Below are 22,592 nucleotides of genomic sequence, written 5' to 3' on the forward strand. Positions count from 1 at the left end.
GCCGTTCCCTACAAGATCGAGATCGTCCTGACCGATAACGGCATCCAGTTCGCCGACCTGCCGAAAAATCGATCAGGCCCAACCGCTATGTGGCGCGGTCATCCCTTCGATCGGGCTTGTCAGGTTCACGGCATAGAACATCGTCTGACAAAGCCCAGGCACCCTTGGGCCAATGGTCAGGTCGAGCGGATGAACCGGACCATAAAGGAGGCAACGGTCAAGCGCTTCCACTACGACGACCACCAACAACTCCGAACCCATCTCGAAACATTCGTCGCCGCATATAACTTCGGCCGCCGTCTCAAGACACTCAAGGGCCTCACGCCATACGAGTTCATCTGCAAACGATGGACAATCGAGCCAAATCGTTTCATCCTAAATCCGATCCATCAAATGCCGGGACTGAACAACTAGTTCATGACTGGAGCCTTTTTTCATGCAGAAGCAAGTTTTCTTTGACGCCGTGCGCGGACCTCTGTTTGGCGGAGCGCTTGCGGTGCCCCAGGTACAGGGAATGGATGGCATTCTAGACAGAGCGCTTGCCGATCGCACACCGCTGCGGCATCTCACTTACATGCTCGCCACGGCTTTCTGCTGCCCGACGAGATGCGTCGTCTGAAGGCTTTGGAAGACGAGAACAACCGCTTGAAGCGGATCGTTGCCGACCTGACGCTGGATCGCGAAATGCTGCAGGACGTCATCCGCCGAAAGCTCTAAGGCCTGCCCGCAAGCGCAAGCTTATCGACGGGATGCTGGTGGATTGGGGGATATCGATCAGACGGGCCTGCAAGGTCCTGACGTTTGACACCTCGAGCTATCACTACAAATCCCGAAGAACCGGGCAGGCCCCTCTCGAAAGGCGGATTAAGGAAATATGTGAAACGCGTGTGCGGTTCGGATATCGGCGCGTGCATGTCCACTTGCGCCGTGATGGATGGACGATCAACATGAAGAAGACACGTAGGATTTACAGCGAGTTAGGTCTCCAATTGCGCAATAAGCGCCCCAAGCGTCGGGTGAAGGCAAAGCTTCGGGACGACCGCCAGATAGCCGTTGGTCCGAACGATGTATGGGCGATGGATTTCGTTCACGACCAGCTCGCGACAGGTAAGAAATTGCGCATCCTGACCGTTGTGGATACGCATTCTCGCTACTGCCCCGCGACCGACGCACGGTTCACCTATCGCGGTGAGGATGTGGTTCAGACGTTGGAATGTATTTGTAAAGGGGCTGGCTATCCCAAGACGATCAGGGTTGATAACGGCAGCGAATTTATCTCCCGCGACCTCGACCTTTGGGCTTATGCCAACAACGTCACCCTGGACTTCTCTCGGCCTGGAAAACCGACCGATAACGGCTTTATCGAGGCGTTTAACAGCAAGCTGCGAGCAGAGTGCCTGAACGCGCATTGGTTCTTAACCCTTGCGGATTCGCGCGAAAAGTTGGAGACTTGGCGTCGATACTACAATGAGGACCGTCCTCACTCGGCAATCGGATATAACGTCCCGATTGCCATACATAATCCCGGTGGCGCAACCAGCCCGTCATCGTGAAGAAAGCCGGAAAACTCTAACATCCGGCGGTCCAATGTTGGGGCTCAGTGCAGAAAACCCCAGACTCTCCTTAAAACTGAAGGGAAGATGGGTCTCAGGTCAGGCTGATTGTTACATATGAAGGTAGACCACCGTCTGTCGAGGATGGTAGCACACGAATGTCGCGCAACTCCCTTCGAACATCCGAACGCGAGAAAGTCTGCTTCTCGGTGTCTCTGGTGAGAATTATCGTGTAGGGATCATCCCACCGCGGTCCGCCGACTAAGACCGCGAAATGACGGTCATCATCTGCCATGGCGGCGTGATAGAGCCGGGGGTCCCACTCTCCGTAAAGCTCTTCGAAACCTCCGTCGTGATCCATAGCGTCGGCGCTCCGATCTGTCGCTTCTCACATCAGAAGCCAGTTCTAGTTCTCCGTCCCCTTGAATTCGCGCTCGAGAAGCTCCTGAGGTACTTTCACTGCCTTCCAATCGTTACCGTCGAACGTTTGGATGCCGTGTTTGGAGTCGAAGTAGTACAGTACGTCGCCTACCGCTTGCACCTTAAGAGGCGTTGGAATGCTCTTGTTAATGTTCGGGTCAAGGACGGGTTTGAGTGGGGTAAGTATGTGTTCGTCGAACCAGTGCAGAGCATAGTCCGAGGCAATGACCATCCGATCACGGAATTTAGTGATCGAACGCAGGTTCTCATCGTTCCCCTTAAATGAAATGTCTTGAAATCCGTCGCGGGCGTTGCCGACGAGAATCACGCCGTTGTTTCCGACTGCCCAAACGCGATCATTGGTCTCGATTAGAATATCCGAAAGAACTGCCGGCTCAGAATAAAATTTCCCCGAACGCGGCGTAGCCACCATTCGCCATTCATTGCCGTCCCAGTGATGGAGGCGACCTTCGTTAACGCGTGTCTGGCCTTCCTTCGCGGACTCCTCCAAGTCAAGCGCCTCTTCGTAGCGTCCTTCTTTAATCAGTTCACTTCGCCGTTTTTTCTCCTCGTCCGTCAGGCCTCTAGCGGAATTTTCCGGGAAATAGACGACACTCATGTACATATCAGTGCCGGTGTCGCCACGTACCGTGCCGAAAGCGAGGTATTCAAAGCCCTGAGGGGCTGTAGGCAGCTTCTCCTTGTGAAACCATTCGGTCTTTTCTCCGGCGATACGATAGAGTTGGGAATGATAACCAGCTACCAAGATCATATCATCAACGAGGGTCGCTGAGTTAATGTATCCTAACCCGGTCGCATCCTCGGAATACACGCCAGCACCGATAATCTTCATGTGTTGAGAAGCTTTGCCCGGCCAAATTGTATAAACATCCCCTTCGTCACTAACAGCGTGAATGACGGGACGACCTTCGCTATCGAGTTTTCCGGTCAACCCGTCGATCTTGCGAGGGACGTCCGCCCGTGACCAAGGCTGTTCGAAATTCCCCTCATATGTGAGGATGTAAGAGTAGGAATCGTCGCTGTCGTTTTCACTAAATACGGCACAGAAGGTGTCACTGTCGAATGCAATTGCCGCGTCTAGTCTTATTATCTTATCCAATGTGGCCACTCCTCACCTCAGTAACTCCCCGCTTGTAATCTATCTATTACGTCCTTGCCTCCTGGCAACTGCGGAGGCCGAAGAGTCGTTCTACCGGGCTGCTCCTCATTTTCTCCCACTTGGGCCATCGCCGCCAGCTTTGCCATTCTCTTGCACTTTTCCGGTAATTCGGGAACGCGATCTATCGCCTTGTTGACCTCTCCTCTAATTTCACCAAGTGGTGCCGTTCCCTGTGGTCTATAGCGCAGGCCGAGCGCTGAGAGTGCGGGATTAAGGGACTTATGGACTGCGTCATCATCGGTTCGGTGCATCCCGGTCGTGAGACAAATTGCCTGTCCCTCGTTGTAAGTCGGAGAATTCTTGATACGCCCAGCTTTGGAATTCTTTTCAGCCTCATTGGAAGGCGCGTTGCCAATGCGATAGACCATGTCGGGTATGATGTGGTGGGCTTCACCCGGGCAGACCATTTTGACATATTTGTAAGGCCCAACGACACATGGCCATTCGTCCTTGTTCGAAGTGTCGATCCTCACTCCCTCTTTCAGAGCGGTCGCCAACCGTCTCGATCGATCAATCTTCAGATGTTGTTCGAGATATTTCCGTTCCTGTTCGATGTAATTCTCGTCGGGACTGCTGAACGGGTCATTGTAGGCATCGTATATATGTGTCGAAATACGCTGCTTCGTTGCGTCGTACAGAGCTTTTTCCTCTGTACCAAGCGGAGTTATTCCCTCCAGCGCCCTGCTAGCGGCATTGTCCGCCAAAATTGCGGTGTCCAGATCAGGCGTTCCGCCGCTCGTAATGAGCGCCATAGGTGCAGCCACGCTGCCCAATACCCTGCCGAAAATTCCAAGCCTCTGTAAAATCGTGCTGGTCCCCGACGGCGGCGGCGTGGGAATCTTAGGTAGCGAACTGGGTTTCGCAGGATTATCGCGCATCAGTTCTTTAAGAAGCCTTTGGCCTTCCGGCGAGCTCGTGTCCAACGCGACCTCGATTGGCTTTGGCTGCGCTCTCAAAGACCCTCTTATTGGATCATTCTCTTTCGGGGGATCGAAGGTTTGAGTGCCGCGAACGAAAATTGCTTCACCAACCGTGTTACGGCTGTTCATGTGGAAACGATCGAGGTGACGAATGACGTGCGAACCCTCGGCGCGAACCTGATCGGCGTGACCGATAGGTTCACAGATGTCTCCGACCGTCCCCGATATGCGGCCCTTGCGGACGCCTGGCCTATCGCCATGCACATGCGTCGTGCAAGAGCGCATGACCATGGCTTTCTTGCGCGTAAAGCGCACAGACGGTGTGTAATCTTTATCATCACTGCAGAAATCCATGACCGTATACGGGATCGGCACGACAGACGAACCCACCGGGGTCCAGCAGACGTCTGGTGATAAATAAACTATTTTAGCTTCGTCTATGTCCCGAAGCCCTTCACGAGGTTTCTTTGTTGTCCATGGGGCCGGATAGTCCGGTTCACCGGTATAATCGTCGCGAGGGATGCTCATGCCATCTCTCCCTCATTGACCTTGGCAGTCTCGACTTCCGGCGGTATTAACCGGACACGCGTCAAGGTGAGGGTCGTCTCACCTGCATCTGGCAACGGAAATCTCACCCGCCAGGTTAGCAGGACCCGCCCATCGTTACGCCAGTCGAACTGGACACCGTCCAGTTCAAGTACGTGCCAGTCGTCTCGATCCTCGCGAGAGCAATGAACGCCGAGCTTGAGACCAGGCAGCTCGCCTCGGGCGACCAGGTAGTGAGGATGCAAGTTTGACAGCTCATATGCTTCATCGCCCCGAAGATGGGGAGCCGTGATCAGGTCGGGATGTGCGGACTGCCAGAAGCGACGATCGAAATCGCGCGGCAAGAGAGGGTGCCGTTGTTCCACCCAGTCGTCGTCGTAGGTTCCCGCATGTTGTTGTCGCGAACGCCACCACGGCGACACGAGACCCAGCCCCTGAGGCTCCGGCGTTTGCCGCCAGTCCAGCGGCTCATCGGGTGCGGTGATCTGAGGCGCTGGTACGGGCTGGGTGTTGGATGGCATCTCGAGGTTGACGATGCCGCATCCGAGCGGGTTCCTGCGTTCAACGTCAACAGGTGTCTCCGTTTCGATGTCGCCAGTGCCGGGGATCGCTCCACCATAGGCGTTGCGCCAGCAGACGCTGACACTCCTTGCTGGTTCGGGTTCCGTCAGCGTCCAGTCGGCGATGACACGCTTTGGCTCCTTTGCGGAAAACCCGGCCCACTTCTCCTTGATCACGGGCTCCCAGAAGCGTGGCCCGGAAACGTCGATCTCCTTGAACACCAGTCCCAGCTTCAACGAGGCTCGCCAGGACGGCTCAGGCTCTCCCGAAGGAGACCAGGCATGTCCGAGAAACGTGACGTCAGTTCCAGGTTTGTCGGGGGTGAGATCGCTCTGGCGCAAAAGGGCGGTTTGATGCGGATCGCCCTCGTAGGCGTCCTCCCACTGGAAGCTTTCCTGCTCCTCGGCGATCTCAAGCATACCGTCCTGAACATGCGTGAATGTCGCGCGAACGGAGACGACACAATCCAGTTCGCCCTCGGTGTCGAATTGACGAAAGGCCATGGCGGGAAACGGAAGTCGATTATCAAGCTCCACGTGCCAGCCCCTCCATCAGTTCAGATCGATCGGCTTGCCGCGAAGCTGGAAATGATCGGTCGCCACGAAGTTGAAAGTCTTGCCGAGGATGATAACCTCGCCGTTGGACTTCATGATGAACTTGGAATCGCCGCACTCGATGACGAACTCCTCGCCGACCGCGATCTTCTTGAACTTGCCCACGCTTTCCAGCGAGGTCTGCCCAACATTCGTGACCTTGCTGACACCGATCTGTTCGGCATGCGCGACACCCACGCTATCTGACTTGAAGGTGCTGACGATGGTGTTCATGATGCCGGGGAGCGGGAAGAGACCGGAAGCATCGGTGCCCACACCCGTACCTGAGCCTGCAAGCGCCGTTCCTGCGTCAGACCGCGGGCTGGGGCCTGATACCACACCCTCTCGTGACGACATGCCGCCAGCGCCAAGGAAGCCGAGGGCGGACGAAGCGAGTGTCGTGGCGAATGCCGCCACGCCAGGACCACCGCCGCCCGCGATATGAGCGGCCTGCGACAGCAGTCCGGCGGTGTGACCCGATAGGGCTTGCACGCCCGCCATCGCCATCATCGCCATCGGGCCTGTCCCGCCAACGACCGTATTTACCGATCCCCCAATCTCATGCTTCTGGTTGCCCGAGACTTCAACGGCACGGTTGCCGCCAACGGAGGCCACCTCGTGGCGGTCGATGCGCTTCGTGCGGTCGTTCAGCACGCGGGTCGTCTGGTCCTTTTGTGCGTGGAAGAACTGGTTCTCCTTGCCTGCTTCATCCTCAAAGGTGATTTCATTGAAGCCATCGCCCTTGTGCGTGTTGGAGCGCAGGACCATCCGCGTCTTGTTAGCGGGAAGATCGTAGGGCACCGAATTTTTCGGGTTGTTGACGACACCTGTCACCAAAGGTCGATCAGGATCGCCATCCACGAACGCGACCATCACTTCCATGCCGATGCGTGGAATGACCTGCGCACCCCATGTGCCCCCGCCCCATGCCTGACTAACCCTTACCCAGCAGGTATCCGTCCCATCCTTCTTCGCCTTGCGGTCCCAAGGGAACCACAGCTTGATGCGACCATATTGATCTGGGTGGATTTCCTCGCCCTCGGGACCCGCGACGATCGCCACCTGCGTGCCCTCGATCTTTGGGCGCTTGGTCGTGCGGTGCGGGGTGAGGGGCACGCGGGCGGGAATGGCCTCGAAGGCGTTGCGGTATTCCGGCTCGTTGCTGTTGGTCTCGTAAGAGCGATCCACGATGGTATGGCTGGCCCTGATGATGACGTGCTCTTCGTATTCGTGCTCGGGATGGGCTTCCTCATAGGGCGTAAAGCGACGACCGGCTTCGAGAATGCGCGATGTCGAGCCACCGAAAACGCGATCGTGGTCCGCCTCGATCGATTGTGCTCGTAGTTTTTGGGCTCGCTCGGCTTCTTCCACCGTTTTGATACGGGCCGGGTATTCATAAAGCTCTCGCTTGGTCGCGTCCGGCATCTGCACCAGAGACGGTGTCATCGTACCCGGCACCATCGAGGGCGTTTCGAAATTCCAGTCGGCGCCCGCGCGCTGGCCGGGCACATAGGAAAAGCGACGTGCCCAGTCATTGATGTGGTTGCGATCCGATGATCCCTGTGCCAATCTCACTCTGCCTTCGCCTTGAGCGGAATGCGATGGCCCAAGCCATCCATTGGCGGTATCGGCCACATGCAGCTTGTGAGAGCCGTCCTCGTGGCTGAACCAGTAAAAAAGTCCATCTTCCTCTAAACGTCTGAGAAGATACGACAAATCGTCTTCGTTATATTGCACGCTGTAGATTTGCGCAGGTGGTGGTGAAAGGATGCCTGACGTATCCGGTGCTGGAATGCCGTGCTCGGAAAACAAGGTTTCAACGATATCGATCGATGTCTTGTTCTGCCAGATGCGGCAATCCGAGCGGCGGGACAGAAGCCACATCTGCGGACGAATGGTCATGGCATAGGACCGCAAGCCACGTGTGATGGGTGGCCCCTCATGCAGGTCGGTCACGAGGCCGTTGAAGGGTCGGCGCACGCCACCATCGTCTTCACCCTGCTGAACCTCGACCGAGACATCGACCAGACGACCGATCAGTTCCTCTGGCTTCACCGCTTCCTTCTTGGCGCGAACATTCAACTGTATCTCGAAGAGTTGCGAAACGCCCTCGTTGATGACCATCCGTTCCGGCAGCAACTGGTCTTCGCCGAGCGGCGACTTGACCTTCAAAACACGGCTGGCCTGGATGAAATCGGACGACGAAGGCTGGTCGGTCATGGGGAACCCCGGTGATCGGATGAGACAAAATATCAATCAGCTGTCAAAATCTGGTCGGAATGCAATCAATCATTGTGGCAAAAGCAAGGATTCTACGAAAATAAGGCGCAGACAGCTTGTCCATCGCGGACATGACATTTGCACCGTCGCGAAATCAGCGTGAGCTCAACGATAAGGTCTTCGGATAAACGTCGCTGATCGGGCACTCGTGCCCTAGCAGGATGACGGAACTTTTAATCGAAATACGGGAGCGTCACCAGAAGCAATGAGGGCTACATATGACCATCGAAAACAACCCGAGAATTATCAAAGTTACCGGCACAGTATCGTCGGCGAATTCCACCCCGGCGTCACCAACGACCATGTTTGGGGAATTTGGCGAAAACCCACGTTCGAGGAGCTTGTGCAGGCGTGGCCGTCGAAAACACCTGTGCCCGATGGAGCGGAATGGTGGTAACTGACGATCGAAGAACTCAGACGGGCTGGGCGGGCGGCGAGCCAAAAGAGAGTATAACAACAGCCGCAGACGACGCCACCGTAGTGTCGGCCGAGAACCGGGGAACATCGGCAAACACGTTGCGTTCAGCGTCTAAACTCCCGCACCAAGGCCAAAGCAGATCAGGATTATGAGGTGTGAGGCATACGGAAGAGGTGTTATCCATTGAAGATGGTAACAGTGCGAGCCCACCGTTTCTCAGTGATGGCCAGCTCGCGGAGATATCGCTGTCGCTCCCCAGAAATTCAGACCTCACGGCAAAGGCTGAGATATTGAACGGGAGTCGAAAGATAACGCTTCATGACCATTCGCTCTGGCGAAGTAGCGCTCGTGATCTTGGCGGCAATCCCATCCTTAGCCTTTTGCGAAGATGCCCCGAAAACTGTGCTGGACACGGAAGCGACCGATGGCCTGTCGGTAACGTGACGCCGCTTGTGGCTCCCGTCCCCAAACCGCGTCCAGACGACAGCAAGCTGGCAGACAGCATTGATTCCGGTGAACAGGGCGGCTAACAGAATCAATGGCGGATAAAACTCGTGAGACCAAGCCGCTTGACTTAGCCTATCATTACAGTTGCGTATTTTTATGACTTCTGAATCTATAGGTCTCGAAGGTTCGGAGGTCATGGATGATGGGTGCATCGATCGAGACAACGTTAGAACTTTGGGCATCGTCGCTGCGTGATGTTAAAGTGCGTATGCGCGGATATCGATCGAGCCTTGTACTTGCCAAAGAGTTGGACCAGCGATCCGGCAAGGCGTGCCGCCGCTCATGTTCCTGAAGCTGTAGCCTTCGCTACCAAGCCTGCCCTTGCTGTCGATATGATCCGGCGAGCGCTGACAGCCAAAGTGCCGTTTTCATGGGTGGCAGCAGACGCTGTGTATGGCGTCGGAGACGTCGAAGGGGCGCTACGCCGAGCCTGCAAAGGTTACGTTCTTGGGGTTAAATCTGACCATCATTTTGGCGCTTGGTCAGGTAAGCCTTTCGTCGCAGGAACCGCTCTTGAGATTGCCCGTGATCTCGATCCGGCTGCATGGCAGCGCCTTTCCGCCGGTGATGGCACAAAAGGCGCCCGGCTTCATGACTGGGCCTACTGCGAACGAGCCGATCTCGATGCTGACGAATACAGTGAGACGCAAACCGGGCTTTGGACGCGTGGCTTGTTGATCCGGCGCAATATCCAGTAATAGTGATCTCGCATTCTTCACGACCTGGTGCCCGGCCGGAACAGGCATTCAGACGCTCGTATCCGTCGAAGGTCACCGTTGGGCGATCGAAGATAGCTTCGAGACAGCCAAGAACGAACTCGGCCTCGATCATAACGAGACCCGCTCGTGGCATGGCTGGCATCGCCATGTCTCGCTCGTCATGCTCGCCTTCGCAATGATGGCTGTCATCCGATATCGCGCCAATAATGCGGCACCCCGAAAAAGACCGAGGATGCCGACCATCAGGATCTGATCCGCTGGTCCATCCAAGAGGTCAGACGCCTTGCAAACAAGCTTGCTCAGCGGCGTATAAAGCCCGCCTATATCATCGCATGGTCACGTTGGCGACGAGCGCACCAAGCTGCCGCACGACCCGCTCATTTGAACTAAAAATGCAACTGTAAGGCTAACAAGCCGTCCAGGAAAAGGTTCGCTGATGCGGCAACGCGCTCCTGCGTAAACAATCCGCGCATACGCACTTTAACGTCACGCAGCGACGATGCCCAAAGTTCTAACGCTGTCTCGATCGATGCACCCATCATCCATGACCTCCGAACCTTCGAGACCTATAGATTCAGAAGTCATAAAAATACGCAACTGTAATGATAGGCCCAATCGACATTCACCGTAGCCATAGCATGATGGCTGCGAGATGGATGAAGCCTTTGAAGTGGATGGTTGTGCGTTCGTAGCGGGTGGCAAATCGTCTGAAGTGCTTGAGCCGATTGAAGCAGCGTTCGATGCGGTTACGATGCTTTTAGACGAAGGGATCGTGAGGAATGAGTGCCTTACGGGTACGGTTGGACGGGATGACCGCTTCTGCGCCCATGTCTTTGATCGTTGCCCGCAGGGCATTGCTATCGTAGCCGGTTCGGCAAGATAGGTCGAATTCGGACTGGATTTCTCGTAGAAAAATGTGAACCAACTGCTACGAAAAAAAATAGATGCCCGAAAACCGACGGCAAATCGCCTCAAACGAGGCTAGAAAAGTCGCATGTTATTTGACCTTCCAGACCATGACACACTCTATGCAGCTCTACTCGCCCGGAATGAATGTTTCGATGGGCAGGCCTTCGTATGTGTTTCATCAACCGGCGTTTTTTGCCGTCTGACATGCCCCGCGCGCAAGCCGAAGCGCGAGAATTGTACGTTCTATCCCACGATCGGGGAGTGTGTTGAGGCTGGCTTTCGCCCCTGCAAGCGTTGCCACCCTCTCCAGGCAGCCGCACTTGCCGATCCTGCGATTACAGCCCTCCTGCACGCTTTGGACACGCGGCCGGATCTCCGTTGGTCTGAAGACCATTTGATCAGGCTCGGTTATGACCCCTCAACCGTTCGGCGAAGCTTTAGGCGGCAATTCGGAATGACATTCCTAGAGATGGCGCGTCAACGGCGACTCCGCGAAGGGTTCGAGACGTTGGCTGTCGGCGGGAAAGTCGTTATGGCTCAACACGAAGCGAGCTTTGAATCGGCCAGTGCGTTTCGCGCCGCATTTGCTCGTCTTCTCGGCCAGTCTCCATCTGAGTTGCGACCGGATAAGCTGCTGCGGGCAACATGGATACCGACGCCACTGGGCGATATGATCTCCGTCAGTAGCCGAAGCCATCTTCATCTTCTTGAATTCGTGGATCGAAAGGGCCTTCCTGGGGAGCTGAAAAAGCTACAAAAGGACTGTAGGGAGGGTATAGGCATCGGCATCATGCCTCCCTCAGAGCAGGCTACGGCAGAACTCATCGAGTATTTCGCTGCCCGTTCCGACAGGTTTCTGACGCCACTTGCAGTGCCCGCCAGCCCCTTTACTCAACGAGTATGGGATGCCTTGCGCGAAATTCCTGCTGGCGAAACCCGAAGCTACTCTGAAATTGCCCGCCAGATCGGACGCCCTACGGCAACTAGGGCCGTGGCACGCGCCAATGGTGCCAATCAAATCGCGCTGATGATTCCTTGCCATAGAGTCATCGGAGCAGATGGGTCTCTGACTGGATATGGCGGTGGCCTTTGGCGCAAACAGCGGCTTATCGAAATCGAACGCCAGCTCAGATCAGTAAATAAGGAACACATTGCGTGACATCTCAAATCGAAAATGCCCAGTTTTTCCGAAGCCTACATACGCCTCAATCCCCTCTGTTCCTGTACAATGTCTGGGATGCCGGTAGCTCAAAGGCCGTGGAGCGAGCTGGTGCGAAAGCTGTTGCGACCAGTAGTTGGTCCATGGCTGCCGCCCAAGGTTACGAAGATGGCGAACAGTTTCCCCTAGAGGATATGCTAGCAGCCGTCGCAAGAATTGCAAAATCGGTGAACGTGCCGGTCACCGTTGACTTCGAGGGTGGGTATGCTGCCAATCCTGAAACTGTCCGACGAAATGTTCACAAATTATTGGAAATCGGCATTGTCGGCTTCAATTTTGAAGACCAGATCGTGGATGGCCCCGGTCTCTACAGTGTTGAGGATCAAGTCTGTCGGATACGAGCGGCTCGCCATGCGGCCGATTCTATGGGTGTTCCAGCATTTATAAATGCCCGGACGGACGTCTTTTTGAAGGCCGATCCGGCAACCGCACACGACGGTCTCATGGCGGAAGCGCTTATACGCGAAAAGGCATATGCGTCGGCCGGCGCTGACGGCTTCTTCGTGCCTGGATTGACTGATGATACGTTGATCCGCCAAGTCTGTGACGTGGCAACTCTGCCGGTCAATATCATGACGACGAGCACTCGAGAATTTGGCAAGTTAGTCAAGTCAGGTGTCAGCCGTATCAGCTTAGGACCGGTACCATATATCGCTCTGATGTCTGCGCTCGAAAAAAGAAGCGAAACGGCCCACGTAGTTTGAACGGATGCACTGAGCAGTAGAGCATATCTGTGACCCTTTCAATGTTCTGGAGACGTCATGCTCGAAGGAGCTGCTTCGCGCCAGAGCGGTCAATGTCAACCAAGCTGTCCTCTAAACCCACGTAGAAGACGAAAAGAACTCTAGACCAGACGCGTCCAAGGTCGACGGCTCATTCGGCTTCGGTGCGGCGGTGAAGCCTGCATGGTTTGAGAGGAACACTCTTCACGGCCGTTGTCTTGGTCAACGTGGGGAAAGGTCCTGGCTACATCGGCAAGGCTCACTGCCGCAAACCTTTTGCGCAAAAGCTCCTCCGCCTCATTTAAGACGTCCTTGACCGCTTGCTCGATAGGACAACCAGGCATGTCGAAGGCTGGTCCGACCGCAAATATGGAAGGCTCCCCGACAGCGCGATGAATGTCGAGAAGGGTGAGTTCCTCAAGAGGACGAGCCAGGCTGACAGCGAGGAAGTTGGCCGAGCAAGGAAATTAGCGCGACGCGCCCTGGAGCGAATTTCACCACGTCACGGCCATTTCAGACCTCCCATGGATCGATGTGGTACTTGATTATGGGGAAGCTGCCGATCAGTTGCTAGTTGGCAACGGTGTGATGATATTGGGTTATGCAAGGTAATCTGATGGCTTCAAAATCATGGACCATCGCGCCGTACCGTGACCAAATCAGAATCATCGGCGGGGGCTGGTACTGAAAGGTTTTTTTATGAAGCGCGTTCTCAAGCTTGTTGGTGTACTCGGGCTCCTTGCCTCTTCCGCACATGCAGCCGATATGGTCACTCCGACTGAGCCAGTTGTTGCATCCAACCCTGGTGGGTTCTATCTGGGTTCGCTCAGCAGCGTGTCGTTCATGGACGACACCGGCTTTGGCTTTGCTGGTACAGGTGTCAGCACGGATTACGACACCGGCTTCTACAGTGCATTGCGTGCAGGTTACAGCTTCGGCTCTTACGGCATCGTCTCTCCACGCCTGGAACTGGAAGTCGGTTATGGCACAGCTGACGTGAATGAACACACCATTGGTGGCGTCAACTTCGGCGGTTCGTCCTTTGGTGAAGCGCGCGCGATCCAGGGTTATGTCAACGGCTATCTCGACATCAACACATCGACGGCCTTCACGCCCTACCTCGGCGGCGGCGTTGGTGCTATGAATCTCGAATTGCACCGCCAAGGCGTCAGTGGCATTGCCATGGACGATGACGACACGAAGTTCGCCTACCACCTCGACGCAGGCGTTGGTATCAAGCTGGATACGATCTCTTTCTTCAGAGACAGCGCGTTGTTCAGCAACACGACGTTCGATATCGGTTACCGTTACACAGCGGCTGACAACTTCAACTTTACGGCGACGGACGGCAGCACGTCCAACACCGATTTCAGCAGCCATGCGATCACCGCAGGCTTCAGACGCCAGTTTTAACAACCGGCGTCTAGCCCAAACCCAACCAAGGTTTTGGGCCGGGCAGGGCATCCGTGGAAAAATGAGGGCTCGTGGCAATGCCGCGAGCCCTCAATCGTTTAATCGATGTCGCAATCCGGCTGCAGCAGAGCGGTGGGTTGGGAAAAGCATAACGCCCTCGGAGACCATCCGGGGGCGTTTTTGTTGAGTGCTACCTGGCGTGTCTGCCAGATGTTTGACAGCCTCAGTGCACGTTTAAAACATGTGCGTGATTGCTGGCCAGCAGAAACGACTCGCGCGCTTTTTCGATGTCGCATTTGCCTTCGATCGCTTCCAGGCAGTTGCGACGTGCCTCTTCATATTCGGCGCCGTGATCGTTGGGCCAGCGATACATGAGTATATCGAGCGCGATCAGCGGACTGTAGATTTCCAGGGCTGCGCAGAGCGGCAGATGGATCGCCACCGGTTTGACCCAGCGAGCGTGATGGCATGGTTCCGTTCTATGGATGAGCATTGGGATCCTCCTCCCGTCGTCCGGCTCGGAAACACCAGATTCACGAATTAGTTCCCGCTCACGTAAAATGTGAACGATCCAGGGGTTCCCTTTTCGGCAGATGAATGGAATATGAACAACTTAATGAACTGAAGATGAACGAAAATACGAATCAAGCGTTTACCGCTCACGATGTAGGAGATCCGATCATGTTCAATATGTCTGGAATTCAGGAAAGCTTCTTTGGTGACCGTCTGGCCGGCGTCGGCCAAGCTATCACGTCTGCACTGGCATTCGAGTCTGGTCTCGAGAAGTCCAGCATCATGGCGACCGTCGACAACGACGTCATCTATCTGGAAGGTACGGCTGACTCCGTCGAGGCAATCGATATCGCTATCAACCTTGCGTCATCCATTACGAACTGCCGTATCCTGAGCCACATCGAGCCTTGCTACTGATGTGAGCATGCTACCGGGCGGTTGCCGCCCGGTCTTCGGCTGCTACTGAGCGTTGCCGATCTGCTTGCTGAGCACGGTATCGCCGCGCTTGATATCCAACTTTTCTGCTGCACCGCCATTCAGCTCCAGAACGTAGCGCACGGCGCCGTTTGAGCTGATGATCGCTTCCGAATGTGGAACCGCGTTCGGGTGGATGTGCTCAATCTTTCCCTCTTTCGAGATGAACAGCATGTCGAGTGGAATGAGCGTGTTGCGCATCCACATCGTGACATCGCGGTCTTTTCCAAAATCGAACAGCATGCCGTTCGTCGGCGCCATCGTCTTTCGATACATCAGTCCCTGTTGGCGCTGACCGTCCGTCGTCGCGAGCTCAACGGTGAACGGATGCGTCTTCCCCTCTGCGGTCTGGATCGTCAGTTGCTCGGATGGAAAGGTTTCTGCCGCCGCCGCGGGTAGCGCAGCCACAACGCAAAACGTGAGCGCAGCGAGGGCGCTCACGATGGACTTCGGCAACAATGTCGCGATCATCAGTGCGCCATGCCTATCGGTGCCGGATTGTCGGGGTGAATTTCAGCCGCCATCAAACCCTTGTCACCATCGCCAAAGCGCACGAGAACCACTTGACCGGGACGAAGCTCGGCGAGGCCGAAGCGGCGCAGCGTCTCCATGTGGATAAAGATGTCTTCTGTGCCTTCGCCACGGCTCAAAAAACCGAAACCCTTGGTACGATTGAACCATTTGACGATCGCACGCTCCAGCCCGCTGGATGGGGTGACCTGAACATGGGTCCGCACAGGCGGCATTTGCGACGGGTGAATTGCCGTGGACTGATCCATGGAGAGAATCCGGAATGTCTGGTAACCGCGATCCCGGCGCTGGATGAGCGCTACGATGCGCGTGCCTTCCAGAATTGTCTGGTAACCGTCGCGCCGCAGGCAGGAAACGTGTACAAGCACATCCTGCATGCCATTATCCGGCACGATGAAGCCAAACCCCTTGGCGACATCAAACCACTTCACGACCCCGGTGATCTCGATGAGGTCTACCGCATCACTCGAAAAGTCTTCGAATTCCGCTATATTTTTCGACGACATTCTTTCAGCCATTTCGCCCCAGCCCCTCTACGCATACACCACTACCGGTCAACTGATTCCCTAACGGTAGATTAACATCTTGGTAACGGTTTCGCGCAAGCCCTAGTTTTTGATTTATCCACCTGCTTTTATGTCTTTGGGCTTGCTCAAGGCTGACTTACCTGCCGTAACGGCAAGTTTAGAAATCAAAGGAGAAGTACATGCGATATCTGCACACGATGGTTCGTGTAAAAGACCTCGAAAAATCCCTGGAATTTTACTGTCATCTTTTCGAGCTTGTCGAGGTTCGCCGGATCGAGAATGATAAAGGCCGCTTCACGCTGGTGTTTCTTGCTGCCAAAGACGATGTTGCCGCCGCACGCGATAACAAGGCGCCGTGCCTGGAGCTCACCTATAATTGGGATGCAGAGGATTATACCGGCGGGCGCAATTTCGGCCATCTGGCCTATGAGGTGGATGATATCTACGAGACCTGCGCGAAGCTTCAAGCCGGTGGCGTAACGATCAACCGCCCGCCGCGGGACGGTCATATGGCGTTCGTGCGCTCTCCGGATGGCATCTCCATCGAAATATTGCAAAAAGGCGCAAGCCTTGCACCAGCCGAGCCGTGGATATCCATGGAGAATACTGGCTCTTGGTAAGGTGATTCCACGACCTGTGGATTGTCATATCTCCGCATGAGCGTTGCCAGATGAGCATTTCGTCCCTAAACCTACGAGGTGCTCATCGCTTTGAGGGAACGCTGCGCGACAGCGCCGGTCTGTTTGAAACGCATCTGCGGAGGCCTGGCCTTGAACATCGTAAACGGCAGTTCGGCATATAAGGCTCAACGCTGCCTGGCTGCCGCTTTTCTTTTGGCACTTACCGGCTGCGTTTCGGCGGTATCGGAAGACAAGGATGCGTCGGTGGGCGTGGCGCCAGCCGTTGCCGCAGCTCCCCCCGGCGCACCCACGACGGAACAGGCTCAGCTCGCTGCAAATCAACACGCTGTTCCCGGTTATGTGGACCCGGCCATGGTTTCCGGCAACGGAGCCCAGGCGCCGTCGCCTGTTGCAGCCACTGCGCAGGCGCCGGGCACGCCCCAGGTTTATGGGCAAGCGCCACAGATGTCTGGCCTTGCGACACAGCCGACCGGTATTTCTGCGAGCTCACTGAGCATCTATGCGAGCTCCGCTTCCCCTGTGATACCCGCAGCAGGCTCTTCAACAGAAAACATTCCAGCCTACTCGGCGTCGCCCAAAGTCGCGCCGGCTTTCAACAGCGTCTATTCGACACCTGAGGGCGCGCAGCCGCCGCAGGCCGGTCCGGCTCCCGTGCCACAAGAAAACTCCGCAGTCGCGCCGATGCCCAATACCGCACCGAAGATGGCTGCGCAAACCGAACCTGTCAGCGGCAAGCTTCCCGCCGATCCGTCAGGTGTGCCGATTGCAGCGTTTTTTGCCAGCGCCGCCAACAAGCGTAGTGTAGGCACGTCCGAGGGCCTCACCCAGATCGCTGCCTTGCCTGCGCCTGCTCAAGCCGGTATCGCATTGGCCGGTCGCTCGACGATGAGTGATGCATTCGACGATAGCCATGCCGAGGACGACGACAAGCCTGCTGGCCTGATGAAGCTTGCCTCGCTTTCCGGTCTCAGCCGCGTGGCGCCCAACGGGCTGCTCCTCCAAACGGAACAGGTCAATGTCGGCTGCTTCAAACCCGAGATGATCCGTCGCATCAAGGAAGTGGAAGCCCATTACGGGCGGCGTGCAATGGTCACGTCCGGTTACCGTTCGCCAAAAGCAACGACCCAAGGGTCAAAGCACTATACGTGCGATGCGGCGGACATTCAGGTCACCGGCGTTTCCAAATGGGAGTTGGCCAATTATCTTCGCTCCATTCCAGATCGTGGTGGCGTTGGCACCTATTGCCATACCGAATCCGTTCACATGGATTTGGGGGAGCCGCGTGACTGGAACTGGCGTTGCCGCCGTACGTCCAAAAGCCTCTGATCTCGCGTCGACTCCCAAAAAGTTTTCTGCCTTATGATCGGCATGGACATTCGACGACACGACACAAAATGTCGGCTTTCCGAGTGTGTCCGGGTGTCAGCGGCGAACGACAGGCAGGCATGTCACCGTGATTTCACGGCGTCTCAGCCGTCGTGCTGTTGTTCTCGACGTCATCAAACTATAGATGCGACTTGGGCTCATCTGCCGATAAACAACGTCGCGCCACGGATCTGCGTTGCATATCTCGATTATAGAAGAGAGCATGAGGGTTTTTCATTGAAAAGTGGTGAGAGGCGTGGGACTCGAACCCACGACCCGCGCATTAAAAGTGCGCTGCTCTACCAGCTGAGCTAGCCTCTCTCACCATTCTCATGACACGCATTTCGACGCCTTATCGGCAGAATTGCGCCCGTTCCAATTGGCGGCGAAGCGCCCGTCGGAAGTGGGCGGAACATAGGGAGGGGCAGGTCTGCGGTCAACCCATAAAAACCGGAATATTCCGCGTCACCGCGTTTTTTTGTCACGGGCGCAAAAAGGTGATTGGTCGTAAGGGGTTGGCGGGGTTACAAGCACGTGGAAATGTAGCGGAGCTTCTCCTTGTCCATCGCCGATATCTCCCTGTTTACAGCGCTTCTGGCCGGCGCACTTTCGTTTTTGTCGCCCTGCGTGTTGCCGCTGGTGCCGCCTTACCTCTGTTATATGGCTGGTATCTCAGTGGAGCAGTTTCGCGATGAGCGTTACGAAGCGAAGCCGCAGATGCGAAAAGCCGTCATGCTGGCGGCGCTATTTTTTACACTCGGATTCGCCACCGTGTTCGTGGCGCTCGGGGCGGGTGCGTCAAGTATCGGCATGGTGCTACGGCAAAACCTCGATGTTCTGGCCAAGATCGGTGGCTTCATCATCATTGTGATGGGCCTGAATTTTCTCGGCGTTTTTCGCATTGGCCTGTTTTCTCGTGAGGCGCGGTTTCAGGGCGGCGGTAAGCCTGCAACGCTTTCTGGCGCCTATATCATGGGCCTTGCTTTCGCGTTCGGCTGGACGCCCTGCATCGGGCCGGTCCTGGGAGCGATCCTGGGTGTCGCGGCAGCGAAGGATACGGTTGGTGATGGGGCGATGCTGCTTGCCGTGTATTCGGCGGGCCTTGCCATTCCGTTCTGGATCGCCGCTGCCTTTTCCGGAAACTTCATGCGGTTTCTTGTGCGCTTTCGCCGGCATCTTGGTGTCGTTGAAAAAGCGATGGGCGTGTTTCTCGTTCTGACCGGCATAGCGTTCATGTCGGGTTTCATCACCAATGTGGCGATCTGGTTTCAGGAAAGCTTTCCAATCCTGATGCAAATCGGCTAAATCCGCTCGGGTATTATCGACGGCGAGGGGAGCCATGGCCGACATCGCCGGATTGCTATTTCCTTTTTTCGGGTTGATCTTCATCGGCTATGTGGCCGGGCGGGTGACGAAACAGCCCGCCGAAGCTCTTGGTTGGCTGAACACATTCATCATCTACGCTGCCTTGCCTGCGCTGTTTTTCAAACTGGTTGCGAAAACCCCGATCGATCAACTGGCACGTATGGATTTTGTGGGCCTCAGTCTTCTGGGGACCTACAGCATCTTCGCTCTGCTGTTTGTGATCGGCTATGTCATCCGTCGCAACAGTCTGGCTGATTCCACCATTCAGAGCTTCGCGGGAAGTTACGGCAACATCGGCTATATGGGGCCGGGACTGGCGCTGCTCGCCTTCGGTGACCGTGCGGCGGTGCCGGTGGCGTTGATCGTCTGTCTGGAAAACGCCACGCACTTCATCACCGCTCCCGCGCTCATGGCATTGGCCGGTGGGGACAAGCGTTCACCGCTGAAACTGGCGGGTGATGTGACGAAGAAGGTGCTGACGCATCCCTTTATTCTGTCGGTCATCGGTGGTTTTCTGGTGGCCTTGATGTCTTGGCAACCGCCGCAGCCGGTTCAGCAACTGGTGGATTATCTGGCGCAATCAGCTGCACCCTGTGCACTTTTTTCCATGGGCGTCACGCTGGCGCTGCGGCCATTGAAGCGCGTACCCGTCGAGATCAGCTATATCGTTCCAGCCAAGCTCATTCTGCACCCGCTGCTGGCCTATATCATTCTATCGTCATTCGGCTCGTTCGATCCGGTGTGGATATCGACGGCCGTCCTGCTTGCGGCGCTGCCAACGGCAACCAATGTTTTCGTCATTGGCCAGCAATATGAGGTCTGGCAGGAGCGCGCATCTGCGACCATTCTGATTTCGACCGTGCTTTCGGTTTTCTCTGTCTCGCTGGTGCTTTATGTCATTCGCGCCATGAGCCTCTGAGGCTGCCGGCAAGAAGCGAGGGCAGTGCTTTCAGTCCACGCCCCGGCTCGATGCCCTCGCGCATGACGAGACTGCGCAAGGGAGCCACGCTCGACAAGACATGGAGGCCTGCGGCACGCGCTACCTGCATCGGCAGGAACCCGGAAAGAAGCGAGCGGTTGAGAAGATCCACGCTCAGGGTGCGGCTGACGACATCGGCACGGCGGCGGCGGTCGAATTTTGCACCGGCATCTGAAGGGATTGGCCCACCCGTCAGCGTGCCCAAGAGCTCCGTCAGAACGATCACGTCACGCAGGCTCAAATTCAGACCCTGCGCCCCGATGGGAGGGAAGCCGTGGCCCGCTTCGCCGATCAGCGCCACGCGCCCCTTGCCGAAGCGGTTTGCCGTCATGCTGGACAGCGGCCACGTCTGCACATTGTCCTCGACGGTCACGGAGCCCAGCATCGACTGCATGCGTTTCTCCACGCGCAGGCTCAGCTCTTCCAGCGAGAGGGTCGACAGTGTCTCCGCCTCCTCCGGCTTCACAACCCACACGAGGCTGGAACGGCTCCCTGTGAGTGGTACCTGGGTGAAAGGCCCAGTTGGTGTGTGAAACTCGGTCGAAACATTTCCGTGTGGGCGGGTATGCGAGAAATTCAGGACCATGGCCGTCTGTGGATAAGACCATGAACGGACACCGATGCCGGCAACCTCCCGCACTCTCGACTTGCGTCCATCGGCGCCAATCAGGAAACTTGCCGCGATTTGCTCGCCCTGATCAGGGGTGATGGTTACACCGTGCTCGCCGATCTCAATCGTCTCGGCGACGCCATCGATGAGGGTGATGTTGTTTTCCTCGGACACCGCCGCGCCGAGCACCGTGAGCAGCGCTTCATTCGGCATGTTCCAGCCAAAAGAGGCAAGGCCAATTTCCGACGAGCGGAAGGCAACGGTTGGCGCCCGCAGAAGCCGGTCGGTGCCATCGATGATCTGCATGGTGGAGAGCTTGGCTGCCGAAGGCTCAATTTGAGACCACAGGCCTAAACGGTCGAGAAAGCGGATGGACTGATCCATCAACGCCGTGGTGCGTTTGTCCAATTTGTCGGTTTTCGGCGCGATCAACGCGACGGTGCGGCCTGAGCGCGCGAGGGCGATGGCGGCGATCTGGCCGGCAAGGCCCGCGCCCACAATAGCGATCTCGACGTTTTTCATCGTTCAATTCCTATTCACGCAAAGGGCCACTTCGCAAACATAGGCGTTTGGCTCCGTCAAATCCAGAAGGCAGATGTGTCTCAGGGGCCATGATCCTGATGCAAAATCAATATTAGTCCGAGGATAAGCCGTGGGGAATGGTTGCAAACAGTGGTGAATGGTCGCATACGGGAAGGGACGTAGCGGATGAAAAGCGAGGCGCCTGCGCTGATTATGAAGATATTCAACTACAGGCGCGTGCCCTATGCCGAGATAAGGGCCTTTTCGGTCCATATTCTCACCGCCTCCGGTTCCTTTCTGGCCTTTCTGGGTGTCGTGGCTGCGGCGGAACATCGCTTTGTCGATATGTTCTGGTGGCTGGGTCTGGCTCTAGCCGTCGATGGTATCGATGGACCAATTGCCCGTAAAGTGCGGGTGAAGGAGGTCCTGCCAAACTGGTCAGGCGATACGCTCGATAATATTATCGATTACGTCACCTACGTGCTGTTACCAGCCTTTGCGCTCTATCAGAGTGGTATGATTGGCGAGCCGTGGTCATTCGCGGCCGCAGGCATGATCGTCGTTTCCAGTGCGATCTACTACGCCGATATGGGCATGAAGACTGATGAGTATTTCTTTTCCGGCTTCCCCGTCGTGTGGAACATGGTGGTTTTTACGCTCTTCGTGATCGACGCAAGCGCAACCACAGCGATGATTATCGTGACGATATCCGTGATCATGACGTTCCTGCCGATCAACTTCCTGCATCCTGTCCGGGTCAAGCGCCTGCGACCGCTGAATATGGCCATATTTCTGGTGTGGTGCGTCTTGAGCGGATATGCGCTTTTGCTGCACTTCTCCTCACCGGATTGGGTCGTTGCAGGCGTCGTCATCACGGGACTTTATCTTTATTGCATCGGAGGCTTCATGCAGCTTTTCCCGTCTCTCGGTGGCCGTTAACTTCAGTCGTTCAAAACCTTCGTCTGGACGCTTTTTAGAGTTGTGCACAGCATCAAAACCGGTATCTAGTACCAATTAAGGGCACTGCCCAATTTTAGTGCATGATGATCAGTCCAGTCGTTCAACACTTCAAAGAAAGTGCGAGGGTGGGTTGGAAAAGGGGAAC

Annotated in this window: 23 protein-coding genes, 1 tRNA gene and 3 pseudogenes; 14 read left to right on the plus strand and 13 right to left on the minus strand. The window is 56.0% G+C overall.

The features are described from left to right. From GGQ73_RS16965 to GGQ73_RS16975, 3 genes and pseudogenes are all read left to right on the plus strand, one after another. The coding region (locus GGQ73_RS16965; RefSeq protein WP_183897182.1) for an integrase core domain-containing protein at window positions 1-414 on the plus strand (414 nt) is incomplete at its 5' end. A gap of 22 nt (window positions 415-436) precedes the next feature. Next, window positions 437-619: a hypothetical protein gene (locus GGQ73_RS16970; RefSeq protein WP_183897183.1), complete on the plus strand. Its 183-nt coding sequence runs from the start codon at window positions 437-439 to the stop codon at window positions 617-619. Beyond that, window positions 595-1,553 (plus strand): annotated as a pseudogene (locus GGQ73_RS16975) (IS3 family transposase); the annotation flags it as partial. The gene GGQ73_RS16970 and the pseudogene GGQ73_RS16975, both read left to right, overlap by 25 nt. Before the next feature lie 94 nt (window positions 1,554-1,647). On the opposite strand, the gene GGQ73_RS16980 reads toward GGQ73_RS16975, so the two are convergent. From GGQ73_RS16980 to tssI, 5 genes are read right to left on the minus strand one after another with little or no spacing between them, the layout of a single operon-like run. After that, on the minus strand, window positions 1,648-1,914 hold the full coding sequence (locus GGQ73_RS16980) for a hypothetical protein (protein ID WP_234911003.1): 267 nt from the start codon (window positions 1,912-1,914) through the stop codon (window positions 1,648-1,650). Window positions 1,915-1,959: 45 nt separating this feature from the next. Further along, complete coding sequence (locus tag GGQ73_RS22815) at window positions 1,960-3,093, minus strand: hypothetical protein (protein ID WP_210290157.1); 1,134 nt, start codon at window positions 3,091-3,093, stop codon at window positions 1,960-1,962. A 17-nt stretch (window positions 3,094-3,110) separates the two neighbouring features. Continuing rightward, a complete protein-coding gene (locus tag GGQ73_RS16990) occupies window positions 3,111-4,601 on the minus strand; it encodes a DUF4150 domain-containing protein (protein WP_183897184.1) in 1,491 nt (496 codons plus the stop codon). Further along, entirely contained in the window at window positions 4,598-5,716 is a 1,119-nt protein-coding gene (locus GGQ73_RS16995; protein ID WP_183897185.1) for a DUF2169 family type VI secretion system accessory protein, read from the minus strand. The genes GGQ73_RS16990 and GGQ73_RS16995 overlap by 4 nt, the downstream gene beginning before the upstream one ends. Window positions 5,717-5,731: 15 nt before the next feature. Further along, on the minus strand, window positions 5,732-7,993 hold the full coding sequence (gene tssI, locus GGQ73_RS17000; RefSeq protein ID WP_183897186.1) for a type VI secretion system tip protein TssI/VgrG: 2,262 nt from the start codon (window positions 7,991-7,993) through the stop codon (window positions 5,732-5,734). Window positions 7,994-8,789: 796 nt separating this feature from the next. Here tssI and GGQ73_RS23185 point away from each other — a divergent pair. Together GGQ73_RS23185 and GGQ73_RS17005 are read left to right on the plus strand one after the other, a co-directional pair. Then, entirely contained in the window at window positions 8,790-8,915 is a 126-nt protein-coding gene (locus GGQ73_RS23185) for a hypothetical protein (protein WP_268842318.1), read from the plus strand. 275 nt (window positions 8,916-9,190) lie between these two features. After that, window positions 9,191-9,950, plus strand: a pseudogene (locus GGQ73_RS17005) (IS701 family transposase); the annotation flags it as partial. Between the two features lie 145 nt (window positions 9,951-10,095). Here the strand turns inward: GGQ73_RS17005 and GGQ73_RS17010 are convergent. Together GGQ73_RS17010 and GGQ73_RS17015 are read right to left on the minus strand one after the other, a co-directional pair. Beyond that, window positions 10,096-10,239 (minus strand): annotated as a pseudogene (locus GGQ73_RS17010) (IS701 family transposase); the annotation flags it as partial. An 80-nt stretch (window positions 10,240-10,319) separates the two neighbouring features. Beyond that, window positions 10,320-10,439 (minus strand): transposase, encoded by a 120-nt coding sequence (locus GGQ73_RS17015; protein ID WP_183897266.1) that lies wholly within the window; start codon window positions 10,437-10,439, stop codon window positions 10,320-10,322. A gap of 252 nt (window positions 10,440-10,691) precedes the next feature. Here GGQ73_RS17015 and GGQ73_RS17020 point away from each other — a divergent pair, with 252 nt between their 5' ends. Both GGQ73_RS17020 and GGQ73_RS17025 read left to right on the plus strand, forming a co-directional pair. Next, window positions 10,692-11,765: a bifunctional transcriptional activator/DNA repair enzyme AdaA gene (locus GGQ73_RS17020; protein WP_183897187.1), complete on the plus strand. Its 1,074-nt coding sequence runs from the start codon at window positions 10,692-10,694 to the stop codon at window positions 11,763-11,765. Continuing rightward, entirely contained in the window at window positions 11,762-12,529 is a 768-nt protein-coding gene (locus GGQ73_RS17025; protein ID WP_183897188.1) for an isocitrate lyase/PEP mutase family protein, read from the plus strand. The genes GGQ73_RS17020 and GGQ73_RS17025 overlap by 4 nt, the downstream gene beginning before the upstream one ends. Before the next feature lie 140 nt (window positions 12,530-12,669). On the opposite strand, the gene GGQ73_RS23380 is transcribed toward GGQ73_RS17025, so the two are convergent. Further along, window positions 12,670-12,981 carry a hypothetical protein gene (locus GGQ73_RS23380; RefSeq protein ID WP_350310106.1) on the minus strand — a complete coding sequence of 104 codons (312 nt, stop codon included), beginning with the start codon at window positions 12,979-12,981 and terminating at the stop codon, window positions 12,670-12,672. Between the two features lie 265 nt (window positions 12,982-13,246). Between GGQ73_RS23380 and GGQ73_RS17030 the strand changes: the two genes are divergently transcribed. Continuing rightward, window positions 13,247-13,960 carry an outer membrane protein gene (locus GGQ73_RS17030; RefSeq protein ID WP_174153319.1) on the plus strand — a complete coding sequence of 238 codons (714 nt, stop codon included), beginning with the start codon at window positions 13,247-13,249 and terminating at the stop codon, window positions 13,958-13,960. A gap of 223 nt (window positions 13,961-14,183) precedes the next feature. Here the strand turns inward: GGQ73_RS17030 and GGQ73_RS17035 are convergent, their stop codons facing one another. Beyond that, window positions 14,184-14,453, minus strand: a complete 270-nt coding sequence (locus GGQ73_RS17035; protein WP_174153363.1) for a DUF982 domain-containing protein — start codon at window positions 14,451-14,453, stop codon at window positions 14,184-14,186. A 188-nt stretch (window positions 14,454-14,641) separates the two neighbouring features. On the opposite strand from GGQ73_RS17035, the gene GGQ73_RS17040 reads away from it, so the two are divergent. Continuing rightward, window positions 14,642-14,890, plus strand: coding sequence for a BON domain-containing protein (locus GGQ73_RS17040; protein WP_174153318.1), 249 nt, complete (start codon window positions 14,642-14,644; stop codon window positions 14,888-14,890). Between the two features lie 42 nt (window positions 14,891-14,932). Here the strand turns inward: GGQ73_RS17040 and GGQ73_RS17045 are convergent, their stop codons facing one another. Together GGQ73_RS17045 and GGQ73_RS17050 are read right to left on the minus strand one after the other, a co-directional pair. Beyond that, window positions 14,933-15,418 carry a DUF192 domain-containing protein gene (locus tag GGQ73_RS17045; protein ID WP_183897189.1) on the minus strand — a complete coding sequence of 162 codons (486 nt, stop codon included), beginning with the start codon at window positions 15,416-15,418 and terminating at the stop codon, window positions 14,933-14,935. Then, a complete protein-coding gene (locus GGQ73_RS17050; RefSeq protein WP_174153316.1) occupies window positions 15,418-15,996 on the minus strand; it encodes a cold-shock protein in 579 nt (192 codons plus the stop codon). Before GGQ73_RS17050 ends, GGQ73_RS17045 begins: the two co-directional genes overlap by 1 nt. Before the next feature lie 188 nt (window positions 15,997-16,184). On the opposite strand from GGQ73_RS17050, the gene GGQ73_RS17055 reads away from it, so the two are divergent. Both GGQ73_RS17055 and GGQ73_RS17060 read left to right on the plus strand, forming a co-directional pair. Continuing rightward, a complete protein-coding gene (locus GGQ73_RS17055; protein WP_183897190.1) occupies window positions 16,185-16,625 on the plus strand; it encodes a VOC family protein in 441 nt (146 codons plus the stop codon). Between the two features lie 150 nt (window positions 16,626-16,775). Next, entirely contained in the window at window positions 16,776-17,972 is a 1,197-nt protein-coding gene (locus tag GGQ73_RS17060; RefSeq protein WP_183897191.1) for a YcbK family protein, read from the plus strand. Between the two features lie 284 nt (window positions 17,973-18,256). On the opposite strand, the gene GGQ73_RS17065 is transcribed toward GGQ73_RS17060, so the two are convergent. After that, a tRNA-Lys gene (locus tag GGQ73_RS17065) sits at window positions 18,257-18,332 on the minus strand. Window positions 18,333-18,569: 237 nt separating this feature from the next. Between GGQ73_RS17065 and GGQ73_RS17070 the strand changes: the two genes are divergently transcribed. Both GGQ73_RS17070 and GGQ73_RS17075 read left to right on the plus strand, forming a co-directional pair. Beyond that, window positions 18,570-19,316 carry a cytochrome c biogenesis CcdA family protein gene (locus GGQ73_RS17070; RefSeq protein ID WP_183897192.1) on the plus strand — a complete coding sequence of 249 codons (747 nt, stop codon included), beginning with the start codon at window positions 18,570-18,572 and terminating at the stop codon, window positions 19,314-19,316. 34 nt (window positions 19,317-19,350) lie between these two features. Then, entirely contained in the window at window positions 19,351-20,295 is a 945-nt protein-coding gene (locus GGQ73_RS17075; RefSeq protein ID WP_183897193.1) for an AEC family transporter, read from the plus strand. On the opposite strand, the gene GGQ73_RS17080 is transcribed toward GGQ73_RS17075, so the two are convergent. Beyond that, complete coding sequence (locus GGQ73_RS17080) at window positions 20,273-21,487, minus strand: UbiH/UbiF family hydroxylase (protein WP_183897194.1); 1,215 nt, start codon at window positions 21,485-21,487, stop codon at window positions 20,273-20,275. The genes GGQ73_RS17075 and GGQ73_RS17080 overlap by 23 nt on opposite strands. 213 nt (window positions 21,488-21,700) lie before the next feature. Between GGQ73_RS17080 and pcsA the strand changes: the two genes are divergently transcribed. Continuing rightward, window positions 21,701-22,426: a phosphatidylcholine synthase gene (pcsA, locus tag GGQ73_RS17085; protein ID WP_183897267.1), complete on the plus strand. Its 726-nt coding sequence runs from the start codon at window positions 21,701-21,703 to the stop codon at window positions 22,424-22,426. Window positions 22,427-22,592: the final 166 nt, after the last annotated feature.

The organism is Rhizobium skierniewicense (assembly GCF_014196515.1).
GTDB lineage: Bacteria > Pseudomonadota > Alphaproteobacteria > Rhizobiales > Rhizobiaceae > Agrobacterium > Agrobacterium skierniewicense.